At 73.0% G+C, this 15,247-nt stretch carries 13 protein-coding genes; 4 read left to right on the forward strand and 9 right to left on the reverse strand.

Features of this window, described 5'->3' with window-relative positions; genetic code table 11:
* Positions 1 to 3: 3 nt before the first annotated feature.
* Genes HAV40_RS08470 through HAV40_RS08480 form a run of 3 tightly spaced genes read right to left on the reverse strand, consistent with a single transcriptional unit; the run spans position 4 to position 2,470 of the window.
* Positions 4 to 1,029, reverse strand: coding sequence for a phosphotransferase family protein (locus HAV40_RS08470; RefSeq protein ID WP_166380316.1), 1,026 nt, complete (start codon positions 1,027 to 1,029; stop codon positions 4 to 6).
* Positions 1,026 to 2,021, reverse strand: a complete 996-nt coding sequence (locus HAV40_RS08475; RefSeq protein WP_239085696.1) for an NADPH:quinone oxidoreductase family protein — start codon at positions 2,019 to 2,021, stop codon at positions 1,026 to 1,028. The genes HAV40_RS08470 and HAV40_RS08475 overlap by 4 nt, the downstream gene beginning before the upstream one ends.
* A complete protein-coding gene (locus HAV40_RS08480) occupies positions 2,021 to 2,470 on the reverse strand; it encodes a MaoC family dehydratase (protein ID WP_166380317.1) in 450 nt (149 codons plus the stop codon). Before HAV40_RS08480 ends, HAV40_RS08475 begins: the two co-directional genes overlap by 1 nt.
* 110 nt (positions 2,471 to 2,580) lie before the next feature.
* Here HAV40_RS08480 and HAV40_RS08485 point away from each other — a divergent pair, with 110 nt between their 5' ends.
* A complete protein-coding gene (locus tag HAV40_RS08485) occupies positions 2,581 to 3,213 on the forward strand; it encodes a TetR/AcrR family transcriptional regulator (RefSeq protein WP_166380318.1) in 633 nt (210 codons plus the stop codon).
* 4 nt (positions 3,214 to 3,217) lie between these two features.
* On the opposite strand, the gene HAV40_RS08490 is transcribed toward HAV40_RS08485, so the two are convergent.
* On the reverse strand, positions 3,218 to 3,640 hold the full coding sequence (locus HAV40_RS08490; protein WP_239085695.1) for an MmcQ/YjbR family DNA-binding protein: 423 nt from the start codon (positions 3,638 to 3,640) through the stop codon (positions 3,218 to 3,220).
* A gap of 65 nt (positions 3,641 to 3,705) precedes the next feature.
* Between HAV40_RS08490 and HAV40_RS08495 the strand changes: the two genes are divergently transcribed.
* Entirely contained in the window at positions 3,706 to 4,089 is a 384-nt protein-coding gene (locus tag HAV40_RS08495) for a VOC family protein (RefSeq protein ID WP_239085694.1), read from the forward strand.
* Between the two features lie 5 nt (positions 4,090 to 4,094).
* Here HAV40_RS08495 and HAV40_RS08500 read toward each other — a convergent pair whose 3' ends face one another.
* From HAV40_RS08500 to glsA, 5 genes are all read right to left on the reverse strand, one after another.
* Entirely contained in the window at positions 4,095 to 5,396 is a 1,302-nt protein-coding gene (locus tag HAV40_RS08500) for an MFS transporter (RefSeq protein WP_166380320.1), read from the reverse strand.
* A complete protein-coding gene (locus tag HAV40_RS08505) occupies positions 5,393 to 5,959 on the reverse strand; it encodes an ArsR/SmtB family transcription factor (RefSeq protein WP_203670892.1) in 567 nt (188 codons plus the stop codon). The genes HAV40_RS08500 and HAV40_RS08505 overlap by 4 nt, the downstream gene beginning before the upstream one ends.
* Before the next feature lie 16 nt (positions 5,960 to 5,975).
* Entirely contained in the window at positions 5,976 to 6,539 is a 564-nt protein-coding gene (locus tag HAV40_RS08510) for a hypothetical protein (protein WP_166380322.1), read from the reverse strand.
* Positions 6,540 to 6,647: 108 nt separating this feature from the next.
* A complete protein-coding gene (locus HAV40_RS08515) occupies positions 6,648 to 9,023 on the reverse strand; it encodes a family 20 glycosylhydrolase (RefSeq protein ID WP_166380323.1) in 2,376 nt (791 codons plus the stop codon).
* Between the two features lie 78 nt (positions 9,024 to 9,101).
* Entirely contained in the window at positions 9,102 to 9,974 is an 873-nt protein-coding gene (gene glsA, locus HAV40_RS08520) for a glutaminase A (protein ID WP_166380324.1), read from the reverse strand.
* A gap of 286 nt (positions 9,975 to 10,260) precedes the next feature.
* Here glsA and HAV40_RS38360 point away from each other — a divergent pair, with 286 nt between their 5' ends.
* The gene (locus HAV40_RS38360) at positions 10,261 to 12,387 is read left to right on the forward strand and encodes a fibronectin type III domain-containing protein (protein WP_239085693.1); all 2,127 of its coding nucleotides are present in this window, start codon (positions 10,261 to 10,263) and stop codon (positions 12,385 to 12,387) included.
* 138 nt (positions 12,388 to 12,525) lie between these two features.
* Positions 12,526 to 15,228 (forward strand): helix-turn-helix transcriptional regulator, encoded by a 2,703-nt coding sequence (locus HAV40_RS08530; protein WP_166380326.1) that lies wholly within the window; start codon positions 12,526 to 12,528, stop codon positions 15,226 to 15,228.
* The last annotated feature ends 19 nt before the right edge of the window (positions 15,229 to 15,247 follow it).

Here is a 15,247-nt window from a genome sequence, read left to right on the forward strand (position 1 = left end):
GTCTTACGCCTCCTGCAGCGTGCGGTGTCCGAGCGTGATCAGATGCGGGACCATGGCGCCGACGCGGTCGAAGCCCTCGCCGACCGTCTGGCCCGCGAGATACCGGTAGTGGATGCCTTCGAGGATCCCGACGAGCTTGTAGTGCGCGAACGCGACGTACCACGGCAGCTGTGACAGGTCCGCGCCGCGCCGGGCGGCGTACCGGGCCGCCATCTGCGCGGAGGAGGGGAAGATCCCGGCTGGGGGAGCCTCGCCGAACAGGCCGTCCATCACGGGCTCGGTCCACATGCGCCAGTAGCAGAGGAACAGGCCCAGGTCGGCGAGGGGGTCGCCGATGGTGGCCATCTCCCAGTCGAGCACGGCGACGATCTGGTCGCCCGGCCCGACGATGCAGTTGTCGAGCCGGTAGTCGCCGTGCAGGATCGACACCTGCGCGGCCTGCGCGGGCATCCGCGCCACGAGGTCGTCGTGCAGCTCGGCCAGGCCGGGCAGTTCCCGGTTGTGGGAGTGCTGCAGCTGGGTGCTCCAGCGGCGCAGCTGCCGGGCCAGGTAGCCCTCCGGCTTGCCGAAGTCGCCGAGCCCGACCGCCGCCGGGTCGACCGCGTGCAGGTCGGCGAGCACGTCCATCAGCGCCAGCGAAAGCGAGCCGACCCGCTGTGCCCCGAGCGTCGAGGTCTGCCCGGCGGTACGCCACACCGTCCCGTCGACGTGCTCCATCACGTAGAACGGCGCCCCGATCACCTCGGGGTCCTCGCACAGCGCGACGGTGCCCGGCACCGGCACCCGCGTGCCGCCCAGCGCCGAGATCACCCGGTACTCCCGGGACATGTCGTGGGCGGTGGACAGCACGTGCCCGAGCGGCGGGCGGCGCACCACCCAGCGCTGCGCGTCGTCGGCGACGCGGTAGGTCAGGTTGGACTTGCCGCCGGGGATGAGTTCGCCGGTCAGCTCGCCGTCAACCAGGCCGGGGCGGGCCCGGTCCAGGAACGACCGCAGGGCGGACAGGTCGAGGCCCTTGGGATCGGTCACGGTTTCACCACCAGGCGGCCCACGGTCTCGCCCGCGCCGAGGCGGGTCAGGCCGTCGGCGGCCTCGTCGAGGCTGAGCACGCCGCCGATCAGCGGCTGGACGACACCGTCGGCGGCGAGCCCGCACAGCGTCTCGTGCGCCTGCCCGACCAGCGCCGGGTCGAGCTGCCGGTACAGGCCCCAGTGCACGCCGACGATCGAGTAGTTCTTCACCAGGGCGTGGTTGAGCCCCGGCGTCGGGACGGTGCCGCCCGCGAAGCCGACGACCAGGATGCGGCCCTCGAACGCGACGCACTTGGCCGAACCCGTGTACGCGTCGCCGCCCACCGGGTCGAAGATCACGTCCGCGCCGCGCCCGCCCGTGGCGGCCTTCACCGCGCCGACGAAGTCCTGCTCGCGGCGGTCGACGACCAGGTCCGCGCCGAGCTTGGCGGCGACCTCGGCCTTGGCGGCCCCGCCGACGACCGCGATCACGGTCGCGCCCGCGGCCTTGCCGAGCTGGATCGCGGCGCTGCCGACGCCACCCGCGCCCGCGTGGATCAGCAGCGTCTCGCCCGGCTGCAGCCGGGCCCGGCGGTGCAGCGAGAACCAGCCCGTCTGGTACGCGATGTGCATCGCCGACGCCTGCACGTCATCCAGCGCGGCCGGGGCGCTGAACGCGTCCGCGGCCTCGACCAGCGCGTACTCGGCCAGCGCCCCGGACGGCAGCGCGGTGGTCCCGATGACCCGGTCGCCCTCGGCGAACCCGGTCACGTCGGCCCCGGCGGCGACCACCTCGCCGCACAGCTCCACCCCCGGCGTGAACGGCAGCGGCGGGCGCACCTGGTACTGCCCGCGTACCAGCAGCACGTCGGGGAAGTTCAGGGCGGACGCCTTCACGCGTACCAGCAGCTGGTGTGGTCCTGGGGTCGGCACCGGCGTCTCGGCCAGGCGCATCACGTCGCCCGGCTCGCCGTTGGCGGGCACCTGCCAGGCGCGCATCGTGGCGGCCATCAGAGGTACATCCGGGACACGGTCTCGGCGACGCAGACCGGCTTGTCGCCGCCCTCGCGCTCGATGGTCACCTGCGAGGTCAGCTGCACGCCGCCGGTGACGTCCTCGACCGACAGCAGCTTCACCGTCGCGCGCACCCGCGAGCCGACCGGCACCGGGGCGGGGAAGCGCACCTTGTTGGTGCCGTAGTTGACGCCCATCTTCACGTCCGGCACCCGCAGCGCGTCGCCGGCCAGGAACGGGATCAGCGACAGCGTCAGGTATCCGTGCGCGATGGTCGTGCCGAACGGCCCGGACGCGGCGCGGGCCGGGTCGGTGTGGATCCACTGCAGGTCGCCGGTGGCCTCGGCGAACATGTCGACCCGCTGCTGGTCGATCTCCAACCACTCGCTGGTGCTGACGACGGTGCCGGCGGCGGCACGTACGTCGTCCAGGGAGGCGAAGGCCATGTCTGGTGTCCCTTTCCACGGTGAGGACTGGCGAACTAAGTAAGCGCTTGCTTAGGATGCCGGTGTGGAAGGGTGCTGTCAACGCTTCCCCCGAGCCGTGGAGGACCCCGATGGACACCGCCGCCGCCGACCTCGACGAGGTCGCGATGCTGGAGCGGGCCTGGCACGACGTCAGCCCGGCACCCGCCCGGCGGCTGCTCATCGCTGCCGTGCAGGCCTTCGCCGAGCGCGGCTACCACGCCACCACCACCCGCGACATCGCCACGCGGGTCGGCATGAGCCCCGCCGGGGTGTACGTGCACTACCGCTCCAAGGAGGAGCTGCTGCACCGCATCTGCCTGGTCGGGCACCGGCACTCGCTGGTAGCCCTGCGCGCCGCGGCCGCCCGCAGCGACGACCCCGTCCAGCAGCTGCGCGACGTCATCGGCGACTTCGCCGCCTGGCACGCCCTGTTCCACACCCCGGCCCGCGTCATCTCGTACGAGCTGAACGCCCTCGCACCGGCGCACCTCACCGAGATCACCGCGCTGCGCCACGAGATGGACCTGCTCGTCCGGGCGACCCTCGAACACGGTGTCGCGCAGGGCGTCTTCGACGTCCCGGACATCCCCGGCACCGGCCTGGCGCTGCTGTCGCTGACCGTCGACGTCGCCCGCTGGTACCGCACGTCCGGCCGCCGCGCCCCCGCCGACATCGGCGCGCTCTACGCCGACCTGGCCGTACGCATGGTCCAGGCTCGCTGAAGGCTCAGGTCGGCGGGTGCTCGGCCAGCCACACCTTCGCCCGGCGGGCCGAGGCGCGCGACAGCCACGCGTCCTGCACCAGCTCGGCCAGCTCCCCATGGCTGATCTCGCCGACCCGGCTCGCCCGCAGCAGCACCGACGGGTGGCCGTTGAAGTGCGCCGTGGTGAAGTACGGCGAGGACTCGTCCTGGACCATGGCCTGCTTGTCGGCGTCGGAGTCGACCCAGAAGACGATCACGTCGGGGTAGCGCTCGCCGGTGTCCGGGTCGAACGCGTCGGGCCGAGGGTTGCGGAAGAAGACGAACGACTTGCCGCCGACCTGGTAGACGGGGTTCTCACCGGCATACTCGACGGTCACGTGCGGCATGGCCAGGGCCAGCTCGTGCACGTCGTCGACCGTGGCGGGCCGCTCGCTGTCGTCGGACACGCCATCGAGCATATGTCCCGGCAGGTCCGGTGGACGCCCGTCCTACGCGGCGACAGGATACGAGGATGCGATCTCGAACCGCGGGCATGTGGTGGGGCACCGCCATCGAAGCACCCGACCCGGCCGCGCTGGCCCGCTTCTACGCCGAACTGCTCGGCTGGCCCCTCGTGCACGAGGAGCCGGGGACGGCGATCGTCGCACCGCCGCAGGGTGCCGTGTACCTGGTGTTCCAGCGGGCCGGCGACTACCGGGCACCGGTCTGGCCGCCCGTCGACGGGGCACAGCGCCCGATGATGCACTTCGACTTCCAGGTCGGCGACCTCGACACGGCCGTCGCCGACGCGCTCGCCCTCGGCGCCACGCTCGGCGCGGCCTCGCCACGGGAGAACGTACGCGTCCTGATCGACCCGGCCGGACATCCGTTCTGCCTCTGCCTCGACGAGGACTGAGCTGCCTAACCGCGCGCCAGCCTGCCCTCTGCCGGGCTGGTGACCCGCGGGTGGTCGGCCGGTGCGGTGACGTGCCGGGGCAGGTAGGCGAGCCCGGCGACGGCGACGACCGCCGCGGCGGTCAGCCAGATGGCACCGACGCCCCGGCCGCCCAGCGCCGCGCCGAGTCCGGCAGTGGCCAGCAGCGCCCCGGCGTTGGTGCTCATCGAGTACGCCGAGAGCACGCTCGCCCGACGTCCGGGCGGGCAGGCCCGGTGCAGCAGGGCCTGGGCGAGCGGCGCGCGCATCTCCAGGAACAGGTACACGCAGACGAACGCGGCCGCCGCGACGGCGAATGACGGAGCCAGGGCCATTCCCGCGACGGCCGCGCCGATCAGGGCCAGCAGCACCGCGCACAGCGGCGCCTGATGGCGGGCGAACCTGTCCGGCGCGCGGGCGGCCAGCAGCCCACCGGCGATCCCGGCCACGGTCGAGGCGATGACCAGCGCGCCCAGTGTTCCGGTGGCGCGGGCCGGGTCGCCGAGCAGGCGCGCGAACTCAGGCTGCCAGAAGGTCTCGACCGCTCCGATGCCGACACCGACGCCGATACCGGCGGTCAGCAGCAGCCGCAGGCCGCGGTGCTGGACCGCGACGCGCACACTGTCCCTGGCGAACGCGGGGCAGCCGCGCAGCGCCCGCAGCGCCGCTCGCCACGTGCCGCCGCGCCGCGGCTCGCGTACCAGTAGCAGGACCGCGGCGACCTGCGGCACACCGCTGGCCGCGGCGATCAGGAACGGCAGTGCCGCGGGCGCGAACAGCCCGGTGGCCTGAGCCGAGGTCAGGTAGGGCAGCACGGTGACGGTCAGCGCCCCGGCCAGCACCGCGACGTTGGTCAGCGTCATCGCCGTGCCGACGGGTCGGCGCACGTCGGCGTTCGGTCGCAGGGCGTGGAGTCCGTCGACGTACCACGCCTCCAAGGCTCCGGAGTTCAGGGCGCGTCCCGCGCCGCCGAGCACCATGGCCAGGCAGAAACCGGTGACGGTGTGCGCGGCCAGGAACCCGGCGAAGCAGGCGGTCTCCAGCACGGCGGCGGCGATGAGCACCGGCCTGCGCCCGATCACGTCGGCGAGGGTGCCGGTGGGCAGTTCCAGGATCGCCGCGGTCGCGGTGTACGCGCTGAAGACCGCACCCACCTGCGCGATGCTCAGGCCGCGCTGGGCGGGCAGCAGCGCGAACACCGGGATGACCAGCCCGAGCGGCAGCCAGCGCAGCAGGTGACAGGTCCAGTAGGCGCGGGTGTGCCGCCGTACCGCCGCGAGGCCGGTCACGGCTGCTCCGGCACGCCGAATCCGAACAGCCGCACCGGCCGTGCGTCCTTCGGCCGCTGCCCGTCCGGCCGGTCGCGGAAGCGGGCGATCAGCTGCCGCAGTTCCTCGTTGACCTCCTGCACCTCGTCGGCCGTCATCGCGGCCGTGTCCGCGAGCACGAACGCGGCTTCCTGCCAGGACGCGTCGTAGGTGTCCTCGTCGCGCCAGTAGGACCGCAGCGACGTCAGCGCGTGGTTGGTGAACTCGTCGCGCAGCAGCCGGGACGCGGCGACGAACTCGGTGGACTCGCCCGCGCCGGCCGACCAGTGCATGCCACGGCCTCGTGCGCGCCACGGCCGGTCGCGCCCCTTCTCCGGGGGATCGGCGTCTTCGACGAACCCGTACTTGGCCAGTTGTTTGAGGTGGTAACTGGCGGAGGGAGCGGAGACGCCGGTGCGTTCGGCCAGCTGGGTGGCGGTGGCTGGGCCCGCCTCCGTCAGTTGGCGCAGCAGCGCCAGGCGCAGCGGGTGAGCCAGCGCCCGCATCGCGATCGGATCGGTCAGTGCGACGGGATCATGGGACACGCTTTTCAACATACCTTTATAAAGGTATGTTGAAAAGCTTTTCGGTCGCCCTCCGGCGGCGCAGAACGAGCGTCCAGCCGAGCGCGGTCAGCAGTAGCACCGTGCCGAGTTGCCAGGGGAAGCCGAACAGCAGTGTGAACCAGGTGCCGATCGGGTTCGTGCGCTGCCAGGTCGTCTCGGCGGCCGGTCCGTCGCCCGGCGGGTCCGGCGCCACGGGCGGGGTCAGCGGGCTGTAGACGACGCCGACCGTGTCGCCACCGAATCGGCTGCCGAGGGTGCTGAACAGCGAGAAGTCCAGGCGGGTCGTCTCCAACTGGACCCGGTCGCCGGCGACTGAGTAGGCCGCCGTCCATCCCCGGTAACTCATCGCGACCAGTTCGTCGGTCACCGTGTCCAGGTCCTGCGCGCGGGTGCCCGACGAGGTCGGGGCCGCGTCGAGGAATGGAAGTTGCAGCCCGGCGAGCCGCACGCCGGACCAGTGCCGGGGCCCGAACCCGGTGGCTGCCGCCGACAGGACCAGCAGCGGCGTCAGCACCGCCACGCAGAGCACGGTGACGGCGGCGTCACGCAATCGAAGCATGCGCTGTAGACGTCCTGGACCACGCGACGGTTGCCGATAGCGTGCGGCCTACCTATGTGGTGCTGTGGGCACAGCACCACAGAGGTAGGCCACGGTACGACGTGGTGGTCAGGCGGTGAGGGCGAAGTCGTCGATGTCGAACAGGCCGGTGCCGCCGCTGCTGGTGAAGACGAGGAACAGCGGGCCGGAGCCGGCGCTGAGGGTGGTGCTCACTTCGGCGTACACGCCGTAGCCGCCGGTGTTGGTGACGGTGGCGGAGCCGATGAGCGGTCCGGTGGCCGAGCCGGTGCGGATCTGGATGGTGCCGCCTGATCCGCCCGAGGACACCCGCGCGGTGAAACCGGTCTTCCCGGCAGGGCTGACACCGGAGAATCCGATCCAGTCGCCGATCTCGATGTAGCCGACGCGGTTCCCGCCGTGCGCCGCCGCGTCGGCGACTATCTGGACACCGGACTGCGAGCTGTACGACTCCGCCTCGACCCGGCTCACCGGCGGTGGGCTGGTCGCGGTGCCGGTGAGGGCGAAGTCGTCGACGTCGAACAGGCTGGTGCCGCTGCTGGTGAAGACGAGGTATAACGCTCCCGATCCGCTGGAGACGGTGGTGGTGACATCCGTGTAGCTGCCCCACCCGCCGGTGTTGGCGACGTTCACCGAGCCGATGAGCGGTCCGGTGGCGGAGCCGGTGCGGATCTGGATGGTGCCGCCGGTGCCGCCGGAGGAGACGCGGGCGGTGAAGCCGGTCCTGCCTGCGGGGTTGACGCCGGAGAAGGCGATCCAGTCGCCGTTCTCGATGTAGCCGACGCGGTTGCCGCCGTGCGCCGCGGCGTCGGCGACGATCTGCACACCGGACTGTGAGGTGTAGGACTCCGCCTCGACGCGGCCCGTCGCGGGCGGGGTAGCCCACGGGACCTGCGTCGACCGGTAGAAGTTGATGTTCTGCAGGGTCCAGCGGGGGCCCTGCGCGCCCAGGCGGACCTTGAAGGTGTCCCAGTTACGGGCCGACTGCGGCGACCAGGCCAGCTCGGCGAGGGCGGGCAGGCGCGGGAAGGCCATGTACTCGATGTTCGCGAGCGTGGTGAGGGTCTCGCTCCACATCGGCGCTTCCACGCCGAGGATGGCACTGGACGGCACGCCGGACAGCAGCGTCGCCGGGTCCCAGTTGTACGCCGTCTGCACCTCGATCAGCCCCGCCCAGCTCAGGCCGAGCGGGGTCTGGTTGTTGTACTTCATGTCGAGGTACGCCTTGTTGGCGGGCGACATCACGACCTTGGCGCCCTTGGTGACCGCCGCGCTGATGTTGGCGTCGGAGGTGGTGGTGCCCCAGTACTGCGCGATCCGGCCGGGGGAGTGGTCGGCCTGGCCGAGCTGGTGCCAGCCCATGACGGTCTTGCCGGTGGCGGTGACGTACGGCTGGATGCGGTTCATGAACGTGCGGTAGTCGGCGGCCGGGGTGCTGTTGGCCTCGTCGCCGCCGATGTGCAGGTACGGGCCGGGGGTGAGGGCGGCCAGCTCGGCGAGGACCTGCTGCACGAAGGTGTAGGTGACCTCCTTGCCGACGCACAGCGAGCTGAACCCGACGCTGGTGCCGGTGTACAGCGGCGGCGCGGTGTTGTTGCAGTTCAGTTCGGCGTACGAGGCCAGGGCGGCGTTGACGTGACCGGGCATGTCGATCTCGGGCACGATCGTGATGTGGCGGGCCGCGGCGTAGTTGACGATGTCGGTGTACTGCGCCTTGGTGTAGTAGCCGCCCGCGCCCCCGCCGACCTGGGTGCTGCCGCCGACGGTGGCCAGGCGCGGCCACGCGTCCACGACGATGCGCCAGCCCTGGTCGTCGGACAGGTGCAGGTGCAGCGTGTTGATTTTGTACTGGCTGATCTCGTCGAGGTACCGCTTGACGGTGTCGACGCCGAAGAAGTGCCGTGACACGTCGAGCATCGCGCCCCGGTAGGCGTAGCGCGGGTAGTCGATGATCCGCCCGCCCGCGAGCTCCCACGGTCCGGGCTGGACGGTGCGCGCCTCGACGGCAGCGGGCAGCAGCTGGCGCAGGGTCTGCACCCCGTGGAACAGCCCGGCGGCGGTCTGCGCGCGTACGGTGACCAGCGTGGTGGTGACGTCGAGCTGGTAGCCCTCGCCGCCGACGCTCGGGTCCGCGCCGGTCAGCAGCAGTGCGATGCCGCTGGTCGGGGTGCCGCTGACGGTGGTGACGGGCAGCGCGTAACCGGTGGAGGGGCGCAGCAGGTCGGCGAGGTAGGCGCCGACGGCGGCGGCCGCCGTCGAGCCGGTCGGGGTCTGGATCGCGGCGGACGCGGGCAGCGTGTAGGTGGTGCCAGCGGGCTGGACGGTCACCGGCACGGGCACGACGCTGGTCAGGCTCACCGGGGCGGCGTCGGCCGGTGGTGCGGTGGCGACCCAGGCGAGGCCGATGGTGGCGGTGACGGCGGCGACTGCGGATACGAGCAGAACTTGCCGGGCGCGACGGTGCACGACGTCCTCCAGCGCAATGGTAAAGTTTCTTGCTAGTTCGACCGCAGGCTATGTCTAGGGTGCGGTCGTGTCAAGCGCTCAGAACACCGACCAGCCGCTCAGCGCGGCGAAGTGCTCCAGCGCCAGCAGGCCCGAGACCGAGTTGCCGGAGGAATCCAGGCCGGGCCCCCACGCGCACACCGCGCCCACACCGGGAGCCACGGCCAGGATCCCTCCCCCCACCCCCGACTTCAGGGGGAGTCCGACGCGGTGCGCGATGTCGGCACTCGCGTCGTACGCGCCGCAGGCCAGCATGGTCGCGTTGATGCGCCTGGTGTCCTGCGGGCTGATCAGCCGACGCCCGTCGGCCCGCACGCCGCCGCGCGCGAGCAGCAGCGCGGCCAGCGTCAGATCACGGCAGCTCGCCGTGATCGCGCACTGCCAGATGTAGTGCGTCAGCACCTGGTCGACGCCCTGGTGCAGGTTGCCGTACGCGGCCATCAGGTGGGCCAGGGCCAGGTTGCGTTCGGACCGTTCCCGCTCGTGCTCGGCGACGGCGGCGTCCATCTCCACGCCGGCGGCGGCGGCCTCGACCCGGATCAGGTCCAGCACGCCGTGGCATGCCTGACCACCGGTGACCTCCAGCAGCCGGTCCACGACGACCAGGGCCCCCGCGTTGATCAGCGGGTTGCGCGGGATGCCGGACTCGACGTCCAGTTCGGAGATCGCGTGGTACGGGCGGCTGGACGGCCTGCGGCCGACCCTGGCCCAGATCTTGTCGCCGTCCGCGGCGATCACCAGCGCCAGCGCGAACACCTTGGCGATGCTCTGCACGGCGAACGGCTCCTGCCACGACCCCTGCCCGTGCACCCGGCCGTCGACGGTGGCCACGGCGATGCCGAAGCGGCGGTCCGGCACGGGGTGCAGGCGCGCTGCGGCGTACACGGTCTCGACCACGGTGTCGAGGTTCATCCGGGGCTCCACGGGTGCGGTAGGCGATGGCGGCCGTGACCATCCTGGCCGGGCCACGACCTGTCGCGAAACAGGGAAACCCCTTGCATGCACGGGTGTCGGCGGGACGGTGCCAGTTGCGTACGAGGGTTATCCCTTGCCTTGGTGCAAGCCCGTGGCCTGCGGGTTCTGCGGCGGTGACCGCGGCCATATCGTCGGTCCACCTCGCCCCGAACCGAAGTGCGTCGATGCGACGCGACCGCCTTCGCCGCGAGGACCCCGTCACCTCCTCAAAGGAGCACCTCCGATGCGTACACGCACCAGATACGTAGCCTCGCTGTTCGGCGCGGCGCTGTTGGGCGCGGCGGTCCTGCCGGCCCTCGACGGCGTACCGGCCAGCAGCGCGCCGCCGCGGGCCGACGCCGTGCACCCGGCGGTCGCCGCCGGTGTCGCCCGCTCGCTCGGCATCAGCGTCGACCAGGCCCGCCGGGAGCTGGCCGCCCAGGACGCGGCCCACCGGGTCGCCGCGTCGCTGCCGGGCAGCCTGCGCAGCGAACTGTCCGGCACCTGGTTCGACGGTGCGAGGCTCGTCGTGGCGGTGACCAGCCGGTCGGCGGCGGCCCAGGCGTCCGCCGCGGGAGCCAGCCCCCGGCTGGTCACGCGCGGACCCGCCGAGCTGGGTCGGCTGCTCGCCGGAGTGAAGTCCGTCGTCGGCACGGGTGTGCCCGGCGTCTACGGCTGGGGTATCGACGTGCAGGCCAACGACGTCGTCGTCAACGTGAACTCCGCCCGGCAGGGTGCCGCGACGGAGGCCGCCGTCGCGCGGCTGGCCCGGCTCGGCTCCGGCGTGCGGATCGTGCGCACCGCGTCGCAGCAGCGCCAGCAGGCAGGCGACGTGCGGCCCGGCAGCCCGTGGTGGCCGGGTTCGGAGAGCAACTGCTCCATCGGTTTCCCCGCCACGGACGCCAACGGCGGCAAGCACTTCCTGACCGCGGGCCACTGCACCAACGACGCCAACCAGGCGGCGTACGGCCAGCAGGGCCAGGCGAACCGGATCGGCACCTCGAACGTCGGCGGTTCGCGCAGCGTCAACGCCCGCGAGGGCGACATGGGCGTGGTCGCGGTGACCGAGGCGGGCTGGAACCTGTCGGCGTCGGTCAACACCTGGGGCGAGGCCGCCGTGACCGTCACCGGTTCCGCCGAGGCACTGGTCGGCGACCGGGTCTGCCACTCCGGCAACACCTCCCACTGGCAGTGCGGCGTCGTGAAGTACACCCACAAGTCCGTCGACTACGGCGGCGGTCTGATCATCGAGGACCTGACCTGGAGCACCGCCTGCTCGCTGGGCGGCGACTCCGGTGGCGCGTGGCTGCTCGGCGACAAGGCCGTCGGCCTGCACGACGGCGGCCCGTCGCAGTGCGTGTCGAACCCGTCCGACGGCGACCTGTCGATCTTCCAGCCGGTCAACGAGGCGCTGGCGAAGTGGAACCTGACCCTGGTCACCGGGTCCGGTTCGGACACGAGCCCGCCGACCGCGCCCGCGAGCCTGCGCTCGACCGGCACGACCGCCGCGTCGGTGTCACTGGCCTGGAACGCGTCCACCGACAACGTCGGCGTCACCGCGTACGACGTGTACCAGGGCTCGGCGCTGGCCACGACGGTGACGGGGCCGTCGGCCACGGTCGCGGGGCTCAGCGCGGACACGGCGTACACGTTCACGGTCAAGGCCCGTGACGCGGCCGGCAACACCTCCCCGGCGTCTAACGCCGTCAGCGCCCGCACCCACCCGGGCGGCGGTGGCGACACGCAGCCGCCGACGGTGCCGGGCAACCTGCGCTCCACGGCCAAGACCAGCACGTCGGTGTCGCTGGCCTGGAACGCGTCCACCGACGACGTCGGCGTGGCCGCGTACGACGTCTTCCGGGGCACGACCCTGGCCGCCACCGTCAGCACCACCAGCGCGACGGTCACGGGGCTGAGCGCGGACACGTCCTACTCGTTCACGGTCCAGGCGCGCGACGCGGCGGGCAACAGGTCCGCGGCGAGCGCGGCGCTGACCGTGCGCACCGATCCGGGCGGCGGCGGGCGTACGTTCACCAGCGGCACCGACTACGCGATCACCGACTACGGCCAGTTCTTCAGCCCGGTGCAGTCCACGGCGACCGGCCAGGCCACCGCGACGGTCACGGTGGTGGTCACGATCGCGCACAGCTGCGCCGAGGACATCGGCATCTCGCTGTACACCCCGACCGGTTACGCGTACCCGGTCAAGTACAGCGGCAGCGGCCAGTACAACTGCACGGCGTGGAACGGGTCGCGGACGTTCACCGTCCCGAACGTGCTCAGCGGCGCCGCCGGGACGTGGAAGCTGCGCGTGACCGACTACGGCCCTGGCGACACCGGCGTGCTCGACGCCTGGTCGATCACGCTGTAGTCGCCGCCGACGGCCGGGGTGTGCGATTCTTCGACACGCCCCGGCCACCCGCACAGGTGAGGTGCCTTGACGTCTGCCCCGCCCTGACTCCGTCTCCTACTCCGGCCTGAAGGCCGCAGTATCCACGGAAGGAATCTGATGACCGCCCCGACCACCCTCGTCGGCCGCCAGGCCCTGGTCGATGAGCTGCGCCGACGGCTCGCCGACGGTGGCCGCGTCACGCTCAGCGGAGCCGCCGGGTCGGGGCGCACGGCGGTCGCCGCCGCCGTGGCCGACGGCGCCCGTCCGGTGTGGACGCTGCGGCCGAGCCCGGAGGACCGCACGATCGCGTTCTGCGCGCTGGCCGACCTGCTGCTGCAGCTCGACGGGCAGGGGCGGCTCGGCGACACCCTGCCCGCCCCGCAGCGCGCCGCCGTCGACGCGGTGCTCACCCGGCGGGCGGGCAGCCCCGATCCGCTGGCCCTGCGGCTGACCCTGGCCGCGTTGCTGCAGGCGGGGCTGCTGGTCGTCGACGACGCGCAGTGGCTCGACGAGCCGAGCCGCGAGATCCTGGCGTACCTGGTACGCCGGGGCGAGGGCTCGCTCGGTGTGCTGGCCACGGTCCGCGCGGGCGAACCCGTGCTGACCGGCACCACCGAGCTGGCGCTGCCGCCGCTGGACCTGCCGCAGACCGCGCAGCTGCTCGCCGACCGGGGCACCCCGAGCCGCCTCGCCGCGAAGATCCACGCTGCCGGGGGCGGCAATCCGCGCCTGCTGCTGGCGATCGGCTCGGCGGCGGCCGCCGACGCCGACCCGGCCACCTTCGACACCGCCGTGCTCACCCCGCAGGTGCTGGCCGCGGCACGTGCCATGCTCGCCACCCTGGACGGCTCACCACGGCACACCCTGCTGCTGGCCGCGCTGGCCGACCGGCCGACGCTGCGCCAGCTCCGCCGCGCGGGGCGTGCCACGGCCGCGCACGACCTGGCCGCCGCGCAGGCCGCGGGCCTTGTCGAGGTGACCGCCGAAGCGCGGGTCACCCTGCGGGCCGGGGCGCTGGCGGCGGTGCTCGTCCACGACGCCGCACCCGAGCAGTTGACCGGCGGGCACCGGGCGCTGGCCGCGGCGGCCGACGACGACGCCACCCGGCTGTGGCACACCAGCGCCCTGAGCCACCTGCCCGACACGGCCCTGGCGTGCGCGCTCGGCGACGCGTCCGCCGCCGTGCTGGCGCAGGGCCGCCCCACCCGCGCGGCCGAACTGGCGCTGCGCGCCGCGACACTGGCCACCACTGCCGTGCCCGCCGACCGGATCTCCGCGTGGCTCATCGAAGCGGCCCGCGCCGCCGGGGCCGCCGGGCGCACCGACCTCGTACGCAGTGCCGTGCAGTTGCTGGAGGAGACGCCGAGCCCGCCCGCCGACCGGGCCCGAGCCCGGCTGTCGATGGCCGACGCCGCCGGTCAGGCACTGGACGGCCTGGACGAGATGCTGAGCCGGGCACTGGCCGAGGCGCACGACGACCACGCGCTCGTGGCCGCGGTCCGGTTGCGGATGGCGTGGCACGCCAACCTCGCCGAAGGCTCCCCGCAGCGGGCCGCCGAGCAGGCGCAAGCCGCGGCACACCATGCCCGGCTGGCCGCCGACGAGCCCAAGCAGGCGCTCGCGCTGACGATGCTCGCCCGCATGCAGCGCATCCTCGGCGAGCCCGCAGCCGAGCACACGCTGGCGCAGGCGCTCGCGCTGCCCGGCACCCCGGCGGCGTACGGCCTGCACAACTCGCCGCACTATCTCGCGCTGCGCCACGCCTACTTCGACGACCAGCTCGACACGGCCCGCCGGGGCCTGCTGGCGATGCTGCCCGCGGCCGAGGACTCCGGCATCGCCGAGGACGTCGTCGACATCCTGCGCAACCTAGCCGAGGTCGAGATCCGGTCGGGCCGATGCCAGTCGGGGCAGGCACGGGCGCAGCACGCCCTGCGGCTCAGCGAGCGGGCCGGGCTGTCCCCGGGGCCGTCCTGCTACACGGCTGCGCTGGCCGAACTCGCCGCGGGCACCCCCGAACAGGCCCGCCGCCACGCCGAGCGGGCGCTGACCGCGTCCACCCACGAGCATGACCAGATCTACCTGGCCCGTGCCTGGCACGCCCTGGGGCAGATCGAGCTGGCCTGCCGCGACAACGCGGCCGCCGCCCGCGCGCTGCGTCACGTCCAGGAACTGGAGCGCCGCCAGCAGGTACGCGACCCGTCGCTGCTGCGCTGGCACGCCGACCTCGCCGAGGCGCTGGTCGGCGTCGGCGACCTCGACGAGGCACAGCAGCTGATCACCGACGTGCGTGCCCTGGCGGGGGAGCTGGCCCGTGACGGCGTGAACGCGGCGCTGGACCGGGCCGAGGGCCTGTACCGGTGCGCGGCCGGTGACGCCGCGCACGCGGTGGCGCTGCTGCGCCGCTCGCAGGACCAGTTCGCGATCCTCGGCATGCCCCTGGAACGCGGCCGTAGCCTGATCGCGCTGGCCGGGGTCGAACGCCGCCGCCGACGTCGCGCGGCGGCCCGGGATTCGTGGCAGCAGGCCGAGGAGGTCTTCGCCACCGCCGGGGCCCCGGTCTGGGCGGCGGCCACGCGCCGGACCGCCGACCACGCCGTCGACGGGGACCGGGCGGATGCGCCCGACCTGTCCGAGACCGAGGCCAAGATCGTGGGCTTGGCCACCGGCGGCGCGTCCAACCGGGAGATCGCCGCGACGTTGTTCTTGAGCGTCAAGACCGTCGAAGCGACCCTGACCCGCCTGTACCGGCGCACGGGGGTGCGCTCGCGGGCGCAGCTGCACCACCTGCTCGGCACCGCGGAGCGCAGGGGCGGATGAGCACCGACGACCGTGTGCC

The organism is Catellatospora methionotrophica, from assembly GCF_011297335.1.
Lineage (GTDB): Bacteria > Actinomycetota > Actinomycetes > Mycobacteriales > Micromonosporaceae > Catellatospora > Catellatospora methionotrophica.

Coding starts and splice junctions, on each gene's coding strand:
- HAV40_RS08475 (WP_239085696.1), bottom strand. CDS start 2,021: ATGGCCGCCACGATGCGCGCCTGGCAGGTGCCCGCCAACGGCGAGCCG.
- HAV40_RS08480 (WP_166380317.1), bottom strand. CDS start 2,470: ATGGCCTTCGCCTCCCTGGACGACGTACGTGCCGCCGCCGGCACCGTC.
- HAV40_RS08485 (WP_166380318.1), top strand. CDS start 2,581: ATGGACACCGCCGCCGCCGACCTCGACGAGGTCGCGATGCTGGAGCGG.
- HAV40_RS08495 (WP_239085694.1), top strand. CDS start 3,706: ATGCGATCTCGAACCGCGGGCATGTGGTGGGGCACCGCCATCGAAGCA.
- HAV40_RS08510 (WP_166380322.1), bottom strand. CDS start 6,539: ATGCTTCGATTGCGTGACGCCGCCGTCACCGTGCTCTGCGTGGCGGTG.
- glsA (WP_166380324.1), bottom strand. CDS start 9,974: ATGAACCTCGACACCGTGGTCGAGACCGTGTACGCCGCAGCGCGCCTG.
- HAV40_RS38360 (WP_239085693.1), top strand. CDS start 10,261: ATGCGTACACGCACCAGATACGTAGCCTCGCTGTTCGGCGCGGCGCTG.
- HAV40_RS08530 (WP_166380326.1), top strand. CDS start 12,526: ATGACCGCCCCGACCACCCTCGTCGGCCGCCAGGCCCTGGTCGATGAG.